The sequence below is a fragment of the Bradyrhizobium sp. 138 genome (genome assembly GCF_023074075.1).
Taxonomy (GTDB): Bacteria; Pseudomonadota; Alphaproteobacteria; order Rhizobiales; family Xanthobacteraceae; genus Bradyrhizobium.
This window is the reverse complement of record NZ_JADPKT010000010.1, coordinates 23,426-40,013: the sequence shown is the minus strand read 5'-3', so window position 1 is coordinate 40,013 and position 16,588 is coordinate 23,426. Positions and strand designations below refer to the sequence as shown.

Annotated in this window: 11 protein-coding genes and 3 pseudogenes; 5 read left to right on the top strand and 9 right to left on the bottom strand. The window is 58.0% G+C overall.

The genetic code is table 11. The features are described from left to right. Positions 1 to 19: 19 nt before the first annotated feature. Both IVA79_RS07655 and IVA79_RS07650 read right to left on the bottom strand, forming a co-directional pair. Positions 20 to 1,720 carry an ABC transporter substrate-binding protein gene (locus IVA79_RS07655; protein ID WP_247551506.1) on the bottom strand — a complete coding sequence of 567 codons (1,701 nt, stop codon included), beginning with the start codon at positions 1,718 to 1,720 and terminating at the stop codon, positions 20 to 22. Between the two features lie 34 nt (positions 1,721 to 1,754). Continuing rightward, positions 1,755 to 3,098, bottom strand: coding sequence for an NtaA/DmoA family FMN-dependent monooxygenase (locus IVA79_RS07650; RefSeq protein WP_247551504.1), 1,344 nt, complete (start codon positions 3,096 to 3,098; stop codon positions 1,755 to 1,757). Positions 3,099 to 4,544: 1,446 nt separating this feature from the next. Between IVA79_RS07650 and IVA79_RS07645 the strand changes: the two genes are divergently transcribed. Then, a complete protein-coding gene (locus tag IVA79_RS07645) occupies positions 4,545 to 4,826 on the top strand; it encodes a helix-turn-helix transcriptional regulator (protein WP_247551502.1) in 282 nt (93 codons plus the stop codon). A gap of 355 nt (positions 4,827 to 5,181) precedes the next feature. Continuing rightward, positions 5,182 to 5,768, top strand: a pseudogene (locus tag IVA79_RS07640) (acetyl-CoA C-acyltransferase); the annotation flags it as partial. Between the two features lie 66 nt (positions 5,769 to 5,834). Here IVA79_RS07640 and IVA79_RS07635 read toward each other — a convergent pair. Beyond that, positions 5,835 to 7,020, bottom strand: a pseudogene (locus IVA79_RS07635) (IS3 family transposase). A gap of 52 nt (positions 7,021 to 7,072) precedes the next feature. Between IVA79_RS07635 and IVA79_RS36765 the strand changes: the two are divergent. Continuing rightward, a complete protein-coding gene (locus tag IVA79_RS36765) occupies positions 7,073 to 7,198 on the top strand; it encodes a hypothetical protein (protein WP_256465555.1) in 126 nt (41 codons plus the stop codon). A 785-nt stretch (positions 7,199 to 7,983) separates the two neighbouring features. On the opposite strand, the gene IVA79_RS07630 is transcribed toward IVA79_RS36765, so the two are convergent. From IVA79_RS07630 to IVA79_RS07610, 5 genes are all read right to left on the bottom strand, one after another. Beyond that, on the bottom strand, positions 7,984 to 8,766 hold the full coding sequence (locus IVA79_RS07630) for a hypothetical protein (protein ID WP_247551500.1): 783 nt from the start codon (positions 8,764 to 8,766) through the stop codon (positions 7,984 to 7,986). Positions 8,767 to 8,779: 13 nt separating this feature from the next. Further along, positions 8,780 to 9,868 (bottom strand): hypothetical protein, encoded by a 1,089-nt coding sequence (locus IVA79_RS07625; RefSeq protein WP_247551498.1) that lies wholly within the window; start codon positions 9,866 to 9,868, stop codon positions 8,780 to 8,782. A gap of 554 nt (positions 9,869 to 10,422) precedes the next feature. Continuing rightward, complete coding sequence (locus tag IVA79_RS07620; RefSeq protein ID WP_247551496.1) at positions 10,423 to 11,703, bottom strand: DUF2130 domain-containing protein; 1,281 nt, start codon at positions 11,701 to 11,703, stop codon at positions 10,423 to 10,425. 31 nt (positions 11,704 to 11,734) lie between these two features. Then, on the bottom strand, positions 11,735 to 11,950 hold the full coding sequence (locus IVA79_RS07615) for a KTSC domain-containing protein (protein WP_247474327.1): 216 nt from the start codon (positions 11,948 to 11,950) through the stop codon (positions 11,735 to 11,737). Positions 11,951 to 11,965: 15 nt separating this feature from the next. Continuing rightward, positions 11,966 to 13,891: an AAA family ATPase gene (locus IVA79_RS07610; protein WP_247551494.1), complete on the bottom strand. Its 1,926-nt coding sequence runs from the start codon at positions 13,889 to 13,891 to the stop codon at positions 11,966 to 11,968. A 427-nt stretch (positions 13,892 to 14,318) separates the two neighbouring features. Here IVA79_RS07610 and IVA79_RS07605 point away from each other — a divergent pair. Both IVA79_RS07605 and IVA79_RS07600 read left to right on the top strand, forming a co-directional pair. Continuing rightward, positions 14,319 to 14,697, top strand: a pseudogene (locus tag IVA79_RS07605) (alpha-N-arabinofuranosidase); the annotation flags it as partial. Positions 14,698 to 14,731: 34 nt separating this feature from the next. Beyond that, positions 14,732 to 15,241 carry a sigma 54-interacting transcriptional regulator gene (locus IVA79_RS07600; RefSeq protein ID WP_346658154.1) on the top strand — a complete coding sequence of 170 codons (510 nt, stop codon included), beginning with the start codon at positions 14,732 to 14,734 and terminating at the stop codon, positions 15,239 to 15,241. Positions 15,242 to 15,508: 267 nt separating this feature from the next. Here IVA79_RS07600 and IVA79_RS07595 read toward each other — a convergent pair whose 3' ends face one another. Next, positions 15,509 to 16,198, bottom strand: a complete 690-nt coding sequence (locus IVA79_RS07595; RefSeq protein WP_247276116.1) for a methyltransferase — start codon at positions 16,196 to 16,198, stop codon at positions 15,509 to 15,511. Positions 16,199 to 16,588: the final 390 nt, after the last annotated feature.

Here is a 16,588-nt window from a genome sequence, read left to right as displayed (position 1 = left end):
GCTGCGCTATTCACACGCATCACTTCACGTCGACGAAATGAGCGTCATAAAAGACGGGTTCACCGACCGACCCGCGGTCCAGCCAGACATCCTTCAGCCTTGGGCTGGTCGCCAATGTGACATCGAGCACCGTGAAGCCTAGGACGGCCGCTTTCTCCACGATATTGCGTTCAGCCTGCTGATAAAGCGCAGTCCGTCCGCCATCGTTGAACTCCTGTTCCGCTGTCTGAACGACATTCCACAGTGCTTCATCCTGGTAGCGCGACGGATTATAGCGGTTCCGCTGGCCGTTCCGATCAGGCTTCCATGAAATGCGGAAGATTTCTGCGCCGGGTGCAACCCAATAGAGGAGCACGACCTCGTAGTCGTCCGGACCGAGATTCTTCCCGGCAAAGAAATCCGCCTGGTTGGTCGGCTGAAGGCGCACCTCGAATCCGGCAGCTTTCGCCTGCTGCTGGATGACCTGCAATGCCTGCTCGCCGTCTGGCTTTAGAAAAGCGCTCGAATAGGAGATTCGAACAACGAGGGGCTTGCCATTCTTGAGGCGAATGCCGTCCTTGTTGTGTTCAGTCCAACCCGCTTGATCGAGGAGCTGATTGGCCTTTCCAACGTCATACCCATAGGACCGCCCGAGCCCGCTGATATATTCCGGCGAACTCTGGCTGAGCGCTCCATTAGCCTCAAATGGCAAAGCGCCGAGGAAGGACAATTCGACGGCGGCTCTTCGGTCAGCAGCGTATGCAAAAGCCTGGCGGACGCGCACATCGTCAAAGGGGGGCCGTGCCGTATACAACGCCAGGCGTAAAGGGGTGCCGCCTGTTATATGCCGCAAGACGGCGAAGCGGGAATTGGCGTCCTTCCAGGCAACTGCCGGAATATCATAGACGACATCAGATTCGCCCGTCAGCAGTGAGCCATAGCGGACGGTTTGATCCGCAAGGAACCTCCAGTTGATGCCATCAACGTAAGCCGGCCCCTGGTGCTTGGCGTGACTTGGTGCCGAATTGTAATCCGGGTTGCGGCGAAACACCACGTTCTTCCCGTGATTCCATTTCTCCACGATGAACGGGCCTGACCCGACCGGGCTGTTGCAGTTCACGGCAAGTCCGCGCTTGAGCGCAGTTGGTGACAAAATGCCTTGGGAGGACTGCGCGAAAACGTTGAGCAACGGCTGAAATGGCGTCTTCAGCGTTATCTGCAGCGTGAGAGGGGCAATTGCTGTCGCCGATTCGAAGCTGTCTTCGAGGTAAGGAGCGGCAGTCGGATTGCGACGATCCGGATCATTGCCGAGCCATCCGTTGATGTTCTCGGCAACAGCTTGTGCATCGAGAGGCGTCCCGTCGGTAAACTTGACGTTTGGCTTGATCTCAAAGGTGTATGCCTTCCTGTCGTCGGAAATTGTCCAAGACGTTGCGAGCCAAGGCACAATCTTGCCATCCTCCCTCCGAGCAACCAAATTGTCGCTATACTGCCGCTGAAGATACCATTGCTGCACCCACCCCCCGAACAGGCAGGGCGGCTCTTGAAAATGCCCGTAGCGAATGATGCCTCCTCGTTTCGGTCCGCCGGCTGACGCCTCCTCTTGGGCAGAGCAGCACGCCATGATCGAGATCTGCAGGAGCGTTGAGACCGCCAACAGGACAGCCGTTGCCTTTTGCTTTCTTCGAGTGTTTGGCTGGATGCCGAGAGGCCAAAGGCTCGTGCGTTCGATAACAGACATCTCCAAACTCCAATGAATGTGGATAAACACTGCGTCACAGAGACGACGGCCTAGCCAACGTCTCGGCAGCAACGTCGGGGTGAGGAATTCCCAGGTGCTCGCGCAGTGTCTCCCCCTGGTATTCCGTGCGAAATAGACCGCGGCTCTGTAGGATCGGCACGACATGATCGACAAACGCCGTCGCGCCGCCTTCCAGCACGTCTGGAATGATGTTGAAGCCATCGACCGCGCCTGTGCGAAACCATGATTCGATCGAATCGGCGATCTGCTCGGGTGCACCGACGAGCAAGCGATGACCGAACGCTTGAACGCTGCCGATGATCTCGCGAACCGTGCGGCCTTCCCTCGCCAATGCTTCGAACGTACGGTGATGACCGACTGAGAACGCAACATTGTGCGGATCCGGCAAGAGCTCCTCGGGAAAGGGCCGGTCGAGGCTGAGTTTCTCGACCGGCACGTCCATGCTCCGTGCGAGAGCGTCCATCGCGCGCGTCAGATCAAGCAGCCCGTCGATTTGCTTTTTTCTCCGCTGAGCCTCCTGTTCCGTGCCGCCGATGAACGTGACGAGGCCGGGGAGGATGAGTGGAATTGCACGACGGCCAAATTGACGCGAGAGCGCGCGCAGGCGCTCGGATTCCCCGATTGCCGTTTTGAAGTCCCCGGCTGCGGTAAAAACGATATCGGCGCTGCGCGCCGCAAGGCGCACACCAGGATCCGAGCCTCCAGCCTGGACGATGATGGGATACCCCTGGCGCGAGCCGGGATGGGTGAGCGGGCCTCGGATTGCGAATGTATTCTTGTTAGGATCGAGCAGCCGGAAATGATCGGTATTGGCGTAAACTCCAGATGTCTGATCAGCGATGATGGTCTCATCCCCCCAGCTCAGCCAGAGAGAACGGACAGTTTCAACGAACTCCTCGGCCCGCTTGTAGCGCTCGTCGCGTCCGATCTGGCGACCGCCAAAGTTTGCGACCGTCGCGGGGCTGGAGGTCGTAACCGCATTCCATGCGGCTCGGCCACCACTAATGACATCGAGCGACAGGAACCGTCGTGCCAGATTGTATGGCTCATTGTAGGTCGTCGAGGCCGTTGCGATCAACCCGATTCGCGTTGTCTCGCGCGCGAGCACGGAAAGGACGAGCGTAGGCTCAAGCCCGTTGAGGGGCGGCTGGCGAGTGACGTCATAGGAGATGGCGGGAGTATCCGCCAGAAACACTGCATCCAACAAGCCGCGCTCGGCAATCTTCGCAGCACGAACGTAATGCTCGATGTCGAAGAAAGCGCTGGGGTTGGTGCCCGGCCAACGCCAAGCTGCGGAGTGACCGCCCGCGCCGTGAAGGTTGAGACCTAGATGAAGGGTGCGGACAACGGAAGACATGACACTCCCAAATGCGGCGACCTCCGAAGCTGGTGGGAACGCCTTCGATTACAAGTTGATCTTGATGCGCTATTCGACAACTGTCCCCACCCCTCGCGGAGAGGCTTGGCCAGAGTGCGCCGGAAGGAGGGCGGCCACGCGACGATGTTTCAAAGATAGCAATCTCGGAAGGTGAGACTCCGGGCATTGCGCTCGCCAATGGGCCGTGACTCGGCCCAGCTGACGGGCATCAAGTGACGCCAAAGTGTTTCCAAACGTGGTGCTGAGTCGGTTGCGCAGCGGCGCAGTTCTTTTGGATCTCAACGCGAGGGGCCGCAGCAACAGTCGGTGACACGCACATCCCGCACCAGACAACGATAACTCGCCTCGCCTCCCTTGGCCGCTCGTCCCAGCTGAAATCGCAAATTGCCTCATGGAAAACAGTTCCCCCTTATTGCGCCAACAAACGAGAACGCAGCTCATGGCAAGACAACGTGTAGCTGTGAAGAGCGCGTGAACGCAATAGTTGAGAATTTCAATCTAGTAACGCGCAATGGTACCGTTTTCTAAGAGGAACTCTTGTTCGATTCATTTGATACGCGTTGGTGGCACCGTCCAAATTGCGAACTCCGCCTATGCAACGATGGCACCTTCGTTTCTACGCAGCCTTACTCGAACCATCAGCGTAGGATCGATGCACAAACATCGCAGGTGAGACGTGCATTGGAGTTGGCGATGCGGAGCAGAAGTTTGACGCTGGCGAATTCTTGCAATCGTCGACAACTATCGATCCGGCGGCACCATCGAATAATGCGATTGATTGCTCTTCATTTTGCGATGGATTGCGTGAGACTGGCAGCCCCCATCGGACCCTGGTGTTTGCAAGGTCCCCCGGATCTCTATTCGGTCCCGCGCACCGCGGTGCTTGAGGTGACCGCGTCTTTGCCCGCCAGAAGTGCTGACATTCTCCGCGCCGGCCAGAGAGCGTGTGATTCCACAGCCTCATACCCCGGCGCGCTCACCAACCATGAAAGCCAGCGCAGCGCCTCGCAGTTAGGCCCAGAGGTCAAGATCACAATCGCGCGATACGGCCTCTCTGTGCTGGTCGATGCGGATGATCATCGCCGGGAATCCCCTCTTCCTTCCAGGCGGTTTTCAGGATCGTCACGATGTCGCTGCCGCAGGAGGGAAACCGGTTGCAGGGCCGGCGAGAAGTAACACGATGCCGGCAACTTCTTCCGAGTCGGCGCCCATAGTCTTCAGCATCTGGGAATAATCCATATGTGACCGTGCGCGTTCATAGGGCGTCAGCACCAACTCATTGGGCGCCGCCCTCGACATCTGGATCTAACGCCGGCTCCTTCATGTAAGCCCACGCGGCGAGTTCGCTATCGTTCGAACGAACTTGCGGCAATAGAGCGGGTATAGCCAGTGGTTTGATGGCCTGCCGAATGGCTGCTTTGGCGCATGGAAGCTCGTGCGCTTGTGGCCTGGAATGTTCGGCGGATCCGCGTGGATCTCGGTATTCCGCAGGAGCAATTGGCCTACGATGCGCAGATTGACCGTTCACATATGGGAGCTGTTGAGCGGCAAGATGCGAATCCAACGATAGATCTTCTCGATCGAATTGCTAAAGCACTTGGTGTCCATGTATCTGAGTTCTTTGTCCAGCCACCCAAAGGAGCAACGCCGCATAGGACATTGCGCAAAGGTCGCAAGCCTGCTCGTCTACGTCAAAGGAAGAGATAGTGCTCTGGTCGCATAAGCTCGCTGATAACTTGCAATTTGGCGAGCCGGAGTTCGAAAGGCTGCCGAAGCGTAAGAGCTTCACGCACGAGAGATTCGCCACGGTCTATGGCTTTACTCAACTGTTCATCAGCCGAACATGGCGCCATAGTTTCATGGGGTCGCAACGATCTTTCTGGCCGCGATCAGCTGGTATTTATAGCTTCGCAATCGGAGCCGCGACCAGAGATCGATTGGTGCGCAGCGTCGCTGGATTGCGACAATGGCAGCCCGCAAGCCTGGTGCGAGCATATCATCGGCGAATGCCAGGAGAAGCTTGCGCCATGTTCGATCGTGATGAAACGGAATGGCTTTCTAAATGCGCCAGCGCAACAATCTGAGCGAAGGTGCCGCCGACGACGTTATGCTCGACGTAGTCGACCCGATCGGCGAGGCCGGTCCGGACGTTGCGCGGTTCGCTGTCCTGAAGGCGGGTCTCGGCGAGACGGTACCCGGCGTGCAGATCAACCGCTTCTGCGCCTCCGCACTTGCTGCGATGAATTTCGCTGCCGCCCAAATCATGAACAGGCAGCACGAGCTCGTGATCGGCGGTGGCGCTGAACCCATGGGCCGGGTCGGCATGGGCGCATCCGGCGGTGCCTTGGCGATGGATCCTTCCATCGCGCTACCACCTTATTTCATGTGGCAGGGCGTCTCGGCTGATCTGATCGCCACCAAATACGGCTTCTCCCGCGAGGATGTCGACGGGTATGCGCAGAGCCAGCGGCGTGCGGCCAAGGCGTGGAACGAGGGACACTTCAAAAACTCAGTGCTGCCAGTGAGGGACGTCAACGGCCTCACCGTCATGACGAAGGACGAGCTTATGCGCCCATACGACGATGCAGTCGTTGCCACGGGCCGCGCGGTCGAGAGCGGCGATGTGAAGGCCATTTTGAACAGCTAGCAACATTCCCATACCCGCGAGTTGCGGGAGGCCGCATTATTTCCGGAGGTTGACCTGCCCCTGAATTTTCATCCAGCGGCAGTTAGAGTCTCGGGGTTTTGTACGCCAAGTGGCGCGGGTGGAGCAACGGACGATCGGCGGAGCTGGTCGGGGTTGCGTAGCCGATCGTCCGTTGCGGTGAGATGGGCCGCGTAGGCCGCGGGGGTTAGGTATTTCAGCGATGAGTGGGGCCGCTGGAGATTGTAGTCGGCGACCCAGACAGCGATCTTGGTGCGGGCGTCGTCGAGATCGAAGAACAGGGTTTCGTTGAGTAACTCGTCGCGCATCCGGCCGTTGAAACTCTCGACGAAGCCGTTCTGCATCGGCTTTCCCGGTGCGATGAAGTGCCAATCGATGGCTGCGTCCTTGCACCAGGCGAGCATGGCATTGCAGGTGAACTCGGTGCCATGATCGGACACGATCATTCCTGGCTTGCCGCGTCGCTCGATGATTGCCGTCAGTTCGCGGGCCACGCGCCGCCCCGAGATCGACGTCTCTGGAATGGCGCCTAGGCATTCCTTGGTGACATCGTCGAGATGTTGAGGATGCGGAAGCGTCGGCCACTGGCGAACTGGTCGTGAACAAAGTCCAGCGACCAGCGTGCATTCGGCTTGGCCTCCACCAGGATCGGGGCACGGGTCCCCACGGCCTTGCGGCGAGCCCGTCGCTTGCGGACGGTGAGCCCTTCCTCGCGGTAAAGCCGGTAGATCCGATTGATCCCCGACGGCTCGCCCTCCCGCCGTAGCAGGACGAACAGCCGGCGGTAGCCAAAACGTCGCCGCTCGTTGGCGAGGTCACGCAGCCGGCCCCGGAGAGCCGTGTCTGGAGCACGGCTGGAGCGATAGCGGATCATCTTCCGATCCGCGCCCACGATCGAACAGGCCCGCCGTTCCGACAGGCTCATGACGGCCTGCAGATGCGCGACCGCAGCGCGCTTGGCGGCGGGCCCTACCATTTTTTTGAAAGGAGCTCGCGAAGGGCGGCCGCATCGAGCATCTGCTCGGCCAGAAGCTTCTTCAGCTTCGCGTTCTCCTCCTCCAGGGCCCTCAGCCGCTTCGCCTCGGAAACGTCCATGCCGCCGAATTTGGCCTTCCAATTGTAGATCGTCGCTTCGGAGACCCCGTGCTTGCGAGCTAGGTCGGCCGTCTTCGCCCCGGCCTCATGCTCCTTCAACACCGCGATAATCTGCTCTTCTGTGAACCTTGCTCGCTTCATCTGTCCGTCCTTCTTCGGGCCGGACTCTAACTCCTTCTGGAGGAAATACTCAGTGGCAGGTCAAGGTCGCGAATGCCGCGACGACCGCCGCTCCCAGCATGCCTCGGACGACATCGAAGCCGATCTCGACGAGGTTCGAGCCGCGCCGGTTCTGCGGCGCTCGACGGTTACCGGTTGATCGTCCAGGCCAAGCTGCGGACAACGACGCATGGAACGGTCGCCGGTGTGAAGCGTCTCCTCGAACATGGCGAGGCAGGCGAGCCCGCGGCAGAACGGCTGAAGGATCCCCGCGCCCGGTACCTCCTGGTGACTAGCGCCGGATTGAACGGGGAAGCCACGAATTTTCGCGCGCGCCATGCCGGTAACTGCCCGAACGTCGCGGCCATCCCCCGACGATTGCAGGTATAGCCAACCGTCCCTTCGGCACGATCACCGGTATGATCCAGTATAAGCATGCCTCTGACACCATTATTCAGTCTTGTGTGAGGTGCGCGGGCGCCATCCATAGGACGCATTGAACCACGGAGCGCAGGACGGGCCAATCAGATTATGGCGGAGGCGAACGCTACCGATCATGCCCGCCGATCTCGGCAGTCCTGGCAATAGCTTGCGCGAACGTATCAGGGCCAGATCGCTCACTCGTCAACGTCTCGGAAAAGGGATGAAAGAGCAGCATGTTGAGGAGTTGAAGAACTCGTCGGCGCAGTTGTTGACGGACTCGGCCGATAATCGTCATACATATCACTGAGCGCGCGGCTTATCCCATCTGACGCAGCTCGCAGAACGTTGCTGTAATCTCCCCTACAAGATAATGCGCTTACGAAACTTCTCAAGGCAGACTCAAAGAGATCGAAATATTCGTCGGGCGGGCTATCGGAATCCCACTCCCCTCGCAAATGGCTTATTTGATCATCAATGCGTTGGAATAGTTCCGTCTCGATCCGGTCAAGGAGAGCCTCGCGCTCATCGTCTGTAAAGATTTCTCCTAGTCGTGGTTGTTGGAGGAAACTCGCGTCTGCCATGCTCGATTGCGGCGTTCTCCAAAGCGCTCTTGAGCTTCTGAAGGTGCTCGGAGGGAAGTAGGCCCTGATCGTGAAGCTTGATTGCGAGATCGGCGTCAGTGTCGTCTTTAATCGGTATGTGATAGTGGAGAAGGCGATCCAAGACATCTGGACGTTTTCCAAGCATTAGCAGGGAAAAGGTCTTGTTCGCGCGGTAGGAGAGGAAGCTTGCAATTCGATAATCTTCGAGGGAGGAGAGACGCTTCGCCAGCAGACCATGCAAGCTATCAGGCACAATCACTGGAGCGCCAGTGACGATACACCCCGCACAAACGACTTCCCTCGCGATTGAATCAGACTTTGCCCCTCTCAAGTAAATGTCCACGAGTTCGGCGTTCTGCGCAACATAATGAGCGAATGCATCACTGACAGTCGGATGTTTATATGTCCAAAATTGACCCTGATCGTCGGCTGACAGCAACAGCAGGCTGCCATTGAGAGCAACGAGCTGCTCACGCACTGCGCCGATCGTCTCGCCGAATGCGTTCGCCGCTGGCGCGATGTCCTTCTCGGAGACGGGGGATCTCACTTGCCCGCCATTCATGAATACGACCGCGATGGCAGCTCGACAGTCGGCGGATAAGTTTGTGATCGTCTCCAACAAAAACTGTTCAGGCTCTGCGAAAAACTTCAGTAACGATTCTCTTGAGGTATCTATGGAGCCCGCGAAGAAACTCGATCCCAAGCGTCGCGCTGTCTCAGGTAAAAAGTCTTTCCGCTCCGCTATCTCCAGGCAAGCTTGGTTTAATCTCCGCGCGGAAGGCGGGCGGCTGATCACCAAGCTTGACATGATTGTAGAGAATTTGAGCCTTCTCCTGCGTGGATAGCTCGTGCACGTTGATGACCACCTGGCTCTTGCTGAGGATCGGCAACGCCTGAAATTTCAAGTCGCCTCTCGCTGCCTGCCAAATATAGTCGCGGGAGGTCATCAAGAATCTTGCGCCCGAGGCAACCGCCGCCTGCATCAGCGGGAAGACTTGGTTCCAGAGCTCGGAAGTCTGCCGCTGATACTGGGTGTTTCCCCACGCATCATCGATCCAGAAGAATTGCCGGTCGCCGGGCGACAGGCGCTCCCGAAGTTCTTGCGGAGAAGTCACCTTGATGGTAGCACACTGCCAAATATCGGCGGCGCCTATCGCTAAGCTTGCGCCGATTGTAGACTTGCCGGCAGCAGGTGCACCAAGCAGGAGCACCAAATTGTGCGCACTGATAGCTCGCACGCTTTTGCGGTGTGCTTCGGTGACGACCAGGCGCTGAAGGTCGTTGCCCAACGCCGATAGAATCAATTGCGCCTGGGCGTAGGCCCGCTCATCCAGGAATTCGTTGAGGTCCCCGAGACCATACAGGCGGGGTGCCATCATCCTCAGTCGTGGAGAGGACCTGACTTGTCTTACGATCCACTCATAGCCAAACACGCGGCAGCGCCCCACCCCTTGCTTTTCGAACGCTTCCTTGATCTTTAGCTCGCTTGCGCCTGATATGGAATGATTTGTGAGAATGATGTAGTCGGCTGCCAAGCGCCGCTTCGCAAGCTTTCTTGCCTTCTCCAACTCATCAGTGAGAATACTCAAGGACAAATTCGAGGGTTTGGACGTAAATTTACACTGGATCGTTGATGCACCAGCTCCCGGATCGTCTCCGTCCCATCGGCCAACAAAGGCGCCGTCGCGGCCGGCATCATTGCCCGGCAAGAAGTTCTGAACGGGACGACGGAGGCATTCTTCGGCAAGTGCAATGCAGAGATCCTGAAATGCTTTCCAGCCGAGAAGATGCAGAGGATACGTCATTTGCTAACTAATCGCCTTTGACCTGCCGTTGCAGATCTAGTTTTGCCAAGTCGAAAGATGAAAAAACTTTGATGCACTGGTGCGGATGAGTGCAAGGCTCGACGAGCCGACAAGAGGCCGAGATTGAAACGCGCAGAGCTAGGAAACGAGACCCGACCGAGAGGTCAGGTCTCGCTACGCAACACTCGCCGGGAACATATCCCCGGCGTCGTCACTGGCCAATCTGAGCCGTGCCCAAATTGTCAAAAGCCGAAGTCAAGTTGTCCCGGAAGGGACCGGAAGTGGGAGCACACATGCTCCAACTTGCCGAAACGCCAACGCAGATAGGCATTGACGTAAACAGACTTTGGCTGGCCGCCATGGTTTGCCATAGCCGCCTCCCTTTCTGCTTGAGCGGGTTACAGCCCGCCGGCTCGGACTCGCGAAACGCCGAGTCCCCGGCGCGGGAGCCCGGCGGTTAGGCCGGTTGCAGAGGGATTGCCGTTGACAATGCTGGACTTTAGCCCGATTCGGCTTCGCGTTCCCACATCGCCCAAAGCGATTTTGCGGTCATCTTACGATTGCTTTGCCTCAGCTCCGGGACCGTCCAGCAGTGGCGTGTCCAGGCTCTCTATTTCAGGCATGGCTTTCCCCGCGATGCCTTGCAAATCTCCATACATCCCGATCGTGGCCTCAATGACGCTGTTTAATTGGCTTTCGCGCTTTGCCCATAAGCGCGTCATGAACTTGCGCTCCTTATCCAGATCCTCGCGCATGTCATTGAAGCGTTCGACGATGGCCTCGAGACGTTGCCGGAATCTCTTTCCGGTCAGGTACTGATAAACCTCCTCAGCCTTGCTGAGCTGTCCCTGCTGCATGGTGCGCGCACCGTTGACGGCCACGAGCGACTGCCGAAGAGCTATCGCGACCGGGACTGCGCAGCGCGGATGAGCTATCCAAATGCCATCCACCAGATCGAAGTGTTCAATATCCTTTGGAAGAGCGCTCGAGATGACCAACGCAACATCGGCGCCGCAGCGTCGTTGATCATCCCGTAACTTGGGCAGCCATCCGTCGGACCAGTTCTTTGTGCGTTTTGACTCCCACAAGATCACCCCCGCAGGCACCCCGATCGCGCCGTTGACACGCTGAATGACATCAGCGCCGAGTTCACCCTTCGCCACCGGTTCAATCACATCCGTCGGAAACCGCGCCCTGAGCACGTCCTCCAGTTCAAGCTCCAGGACCTCGCCTTGGGCCTGCTGTGAGGTTTGCTCCGCCTTTCGCTTCAATTCCTCGATCGTGCGGGCCATGCCCGAAATTTGTTGATCCTTTTCCGACACCTTGAGCTTCAGCTCGTCCTCAGCCTCCTGCCTGGCCTTCGTTCTCACGCCGGCAAGTTCCTCCTGGACCTGCTTCTGGACCGTCAGATCCAGCTCTCTCCGGGCGTCCTCAATTTCGCGCTGTTTGCGCAGGAGCTCTGCCTGGTCTTTTTGGGCCGCGGCAAGCTTCGCGTTGTTCGTGGCCAGCAGCTCCTTCAGCTCAGCCGTTTCCTTGTCCTTGTTCTCGAGCTCGAGGGCTGCCGCCTCACGGGCCTTCCTGGCTTCGCTGGCCGCGATTTGTGACCGCTCACCTTTCAACCTGGTGGCGACCAACTCGTCGATCTGCTCGCGCGCTCTCGCAACTTCATTCTGCTGTGCCCGAAGTTCTTCGGATCTCCTCGCGAATTCGGCTTCTTTGGCTGCCAGCTGGCTTTGAAATTGCTTTTGGGCTTGCTCAAGCAATGGCGCCGCGAGCGATTCGGTCAGCTTTATCTCGCTGCTGCATTTTGGGCAGGTGATAGTTGGCTCGATCATTGGCTCGTCCGTCCTTCCTCGCTGCTCTCCTCTATCTGACTCGTTTAAATCGGAAACCGGCATCCTTGATAAAGGCGTTCAGGTAGCTCCCCACCGAAGCGGCTGCTTTGAGGCCTTCGAACTGCGCCTTGGGCACGGCAAAGTAGTGATATTCACTGCCATTGAGGAATTGTACGCCCAAGACCCTTGCGTCCTCGTCGTATCCGACGGCGCTCACCGTGCTGGATCGCACTCTCACGTAATCCATTTATTGCCCCATGTCTCAAGCCAGCGCCAGGATCGCTGCACAAAGGCTGTCGAGCGTCGGCATCTTTGCACCTTTCCCTCTCAGGATTGCCAGATGATCCCCAATGTGGACGGTGTTCTTGACGAAGCTGCCGGAGGGGCTGCCCAATCCCTTGGTGGCCGCCGAATAGGAAGTATCCCAAAGCGCGGCTCCTGCCTCCTGCTTGAGGATCGCGCCGAGATTCTCCGGCCAAATCGCATAGCTGCTCGTCCACACCGGATTGTCCGGAAAAGGCGTGGTTACATCACCGTCCAGCAGGGCGAGAATTTTCATATTGTCCAGTTTGTGAAGGTTGCGGCGCCCCGGGTTTTGCTCGTTGCCATCGGCGTCAAAGACGACAAACGTCGGAATGCCCAGTTCCCTGGCGATCAGCAGGGGCTCAATGAGCGAGCTCTTGCCGTTCGCGGCAACAATGTTGCAGCCCGACTTGCGATAAACATCCCAAAGATCTGAGTATGTCATCCACGCGGTGATGTAAGCCGTGTCTTCCAGACCCTCCACCAACACCAGCTTCTGGGTGAAAAACATCTCGTTGAGATGCGGTTGCAGAGCTTGATGGAGTTGCGCCCGCTCCGCCTCAATCGGCGTCACCTTCTCTCCGGATATCTCGGATAACCTTGCGACGACTTTTTCGCAGGTGGTCCATCGTATGCTGGACTCCTTTTTCGTCTCATCCCTTCGAACCAGACGCACATGTTCAAAATGCCTTCCGGACACAAAGTACGGGCTGTGGGTCGAAACCAGGATCTGCGCATTTGCTTCGCTCAGCTTCTTGAAAACCGAGGCCAAATGACGCGCTTGCGGAGGGTGTTGATAGAGCTCCGGCTCCTCGCATCCCAGGATCAGCCGAGGTTGCGCCGACTCGTTCGTCGCGGCGAGCTCTTGAAGGAGAGCCAAAAGATAGGATCGCTGAAGGCCATGCCCAAATCTGGCGAGATCGCCTGAGAACGTTCCCTCGCTCGCGAATAGCCGCGCCGCGGGATCGGCAATCTGCACGGACTTGAGCGGGTCCTCGGTCCATTCCAGCCGCGCAACCGCCTCGGGATGCGCCCATTCACCGAGCTTGGCTGTCAGAGCTTGCGAGAGGTCGTCCAGCGCAGTTTGCTGCTTCTGGATGATGTTCTTGTAAGCATCGAGGGTGGTGTTTCTGAGTGAGGCGATCTCTCCATCGAAATTCACCTTTGAGCGCACCGTCCGTGCGAGGAGCTTGCCCAGTGCGGTGTTGCGACCTTCAACGTTCTCCTTGGTCGCATCCTTCACTGCGGGGACGTAGACCCATTGGACATAGCGGGATAGACGGTCGCCGCCCTTGCTGAAGCCGTAGAATTGATCTTCGCTATCAATCAGAACGCATCGTTCCGGGTGGTCTTCCTCGTATGATCGAAGCGCTTGGCGATTGGCTTCTTTACTGCCCTTTTTGGGAAGACCGAACTCGGGGTGAGTCTCGCGTATCCCCTCATAGATCACCGCCAATTCACCGGCAGCAGCCCCGTCGTTGTATTTGCGGAAGAATTCGCTGAACTCGTTCATGGCACTGCGTTTGGCGAACTGGCGAACCGTCGCCTTGCGCGTCGTGTCGCTGAATTCCGCAAGCGCTGATACGACCAGGATGCCTGACCGGTAGTATTCGGAGAAATCCGCTTGCGCCTCGGGCTCGAGATCGTGGAAGGTCAATGTAATCTCGATAGGCTCTTTGGTGTTGCCGTTGTGGAAATCTTCGGCGTCAAGCTCGATGAGATTTGTCGGAGCTTCCTCCGTCTGACGGAAAAAGATGTTCAGGGCGCAAAGTACAGTGGACTTTCCGGCGCCATTCGGTCCCACGAAGGCTGTGTAATCATCCAGATTAACCACCATCTTTTTGAAGGACCGAAAATTCTTAACGGCGATAGACTTAATCTTCAAAAGTAGTCCCCTCATTCACAACAATCAAAGGTAGCATCTAAGAGGAGCCCCTGGGACTTCCAAATAGTAAGTGCTTGTGGATAACTTCAGCCTGGCCCCAGACGCTGTCAGCGACAGTTAATCGGGCCGGCAATTGTAGGTCCCGCCGTGCGCTCTCGCCGTCCGTTCTCAAAGGGCGGCCGGCTCTCCTGCCGTTGAGCCTAGCTTCTTTGCTGCGCTGCATTTCACCAAATTCCCGGGCTACCGAGCTTAACGTATCGTCGGTCCGGTTGATTTGCGCAGCTTTCACGCGCCTCCTGCGGTTTGAGACGAGCGTTCCCCTCAGGTCGCTTGTCGAAACCCGAGGTCTGGCTTCGAGATCCTCCGACTCCAGGAGGTTGGTCGCAACGATCAGCGCGCGAGAGGCCACGCGGCATGTCGTTTTGTCATAGGTCACACGGATCCCCGTTTGTTCGGCGGCTTCATCGAGCATCTCGGGCGCTGTGTCTACGGCGGCATCTACGAGCCGGGTCATCCGACGGCGGACGAGCGTGGATTTCGCGGGGACGTGCTGGCGCTGATCAAGGAGCTTGGTCCCACCCTCGTACGATATCCGGGAGGCAATTTCGTCTCCGGCTACAATTGGAAGGACGGCGTCGGCCCGGTGGAGAGCCGTCCGGCACGGCTCGATCTCGCTTGGTTAAGCACCGAGCCCAACCGCTTCGGCACGAATGAGTTCATCGACTGGTGTAGGGCTGGTGACCCCGATGCTGGCCGTCAATCTCGGCACCCGCGACGGCGACGCTGCGCGCAATCTGGTGGAATATCCCGGAGCAGCTCGTCGAGTCAGAATTATTCGGCGTGGCGAAAGGCGCCTATACCGGAGCCATCGCCTCGCGCCCCGGCTATTTCGAACGCGCCTCCGGGGGCACGTTGTTTCTCGACGAGATCGCGTCGCTGACCTATTCGGCCCAGGGCAAGCTGCTGCGGGCGCTGCAGGAGCGGAAGATCGAACGGGTCGGCGGCACGAGGACTATCTCGCTCGACGTTCGTGTGGTGGCGGCATCCAACGTCGATCTGACCGCCGAGGTTGCGGCCGGCCGCTTCCGGCAGGATCTGTATTTCCGGCTAAGCGTGTTTCCGATTGCGATTCCGCCGCTGCGGGAGCGGCGCGACGACATCCCACTGTTGATGGCGCATTTTCTCGGTATTTATTGCACGCGCCACGGTCGGCAGCTTATGGGCTTCAGCCGTTGCGCCACTGAGGCGCTACTCAAATACGATTATCCGGGCAACATTCCGCAACTGCGCAAGGCAAAAACACCGTTTCGGTTAACGGAGGCGCATCGTTGCCGGACGGCCGGGCGATGAGTTCGACGACAAGCTGAAGTCTCGAGCGACTACTCGAAGCGCGAGGCTAACCGTGGATTATAGCTACCTACGTGAAGGTGCGCCAGAATGGGCTTTTCACGGGTTTCGGTCATCATCGCGGTCAGTCACCGCGACATAAATGTCGAGCGCGCCTCGTCGGCCGGAAAGTACCGCGAACTCTATGACTTTTGCGAAGCGAACCGTGCAGCGCCTGGACCTTCTTTTTGGGCCCATGCTCGGCCCGAACGGTACCCGATACACGAGCTTTCATCGCACCGTGAGTTCCCAAATAATCCGGACGTGCCCCTCTGGAATCGAGGGGCGGAAAATATGCATATTCCTGACGCGCAGCTTACTCCTATTAATCAAATTCAGGACGCGCCCGACATCTCCCTGATCAGAGAAGAGCACATACATCACGCCCTTGTCATTTAGGCGGCGCCGCGCACCTTTGAGAGCCGAAGCCATGACATTGTGATCTTCATCGAAGCAAGAGCGCTCCAGGTCGTCTTTCGCTTTACGATTCCAATAAGGGGCGGCAAAGAGAATGATGTCAAATTTTTCTCCGGAATGCAGCCCAGAATAGGTGTCGCTATAGCGCGCCTCGGCTTTGTCCGAGTAACCTAACCTCTCGATGTTTATCTTCGTCGTGAGGACGGCTTGCGGATTTATGTCGAGTGCCACTAGACAGCCTGCGCCGGCACGGAGCGCTGCAAGCCCTAGTACGCCTGATCCGCATCCCAGATCGAGTACTGTCGCGCCAGGTTCGATGTGCCACTTCGACATCAATGCGTCGGGACCGTGACTTAGGCGTGGTGACAAAACACCAGGCAGGACGTGCAGGGGCAGACCGCTTACTTCCACGTCATGCGGGCGCTCGCATAATCGCAGTTCGGCTAGCATTGCATCTACGTCAGTCGTTTGGCGCCTTACAGACACGCCTAGCGGGGCATTCATCTAACTCTCCATCTTGTGGTGAAAACAACATTCGCGAGACGCCGGCGGCCAGCAGGCCGGTCTGGACGAACTGCTTCAGCGTCCGGCAAGCGGTGAGCTGAGAAGCCGGATAGCCGGCCTCATCTCGCTCTCCATCAACCGACTGCCAACGATAGCGCGGCTGTTCCCGCGCCTGCTCTCTCGGAAATGGGCACACGGCTTTAGAGAACATCTGTCTACACGTCTGAATGCACAGCTTCACTCGGTGTTGCTGCCCCTCAATAGCAACGGCCGTGCCAGGAACGCTAAGCGCAGCAAGCGCCTATGATTAGGCTCTGCGGCATGCTGGCATTCGCTCGCCGAGCACCGTGATATGCCTGTATCAGGCGGTAGCCGTGCCGAGGACCATAC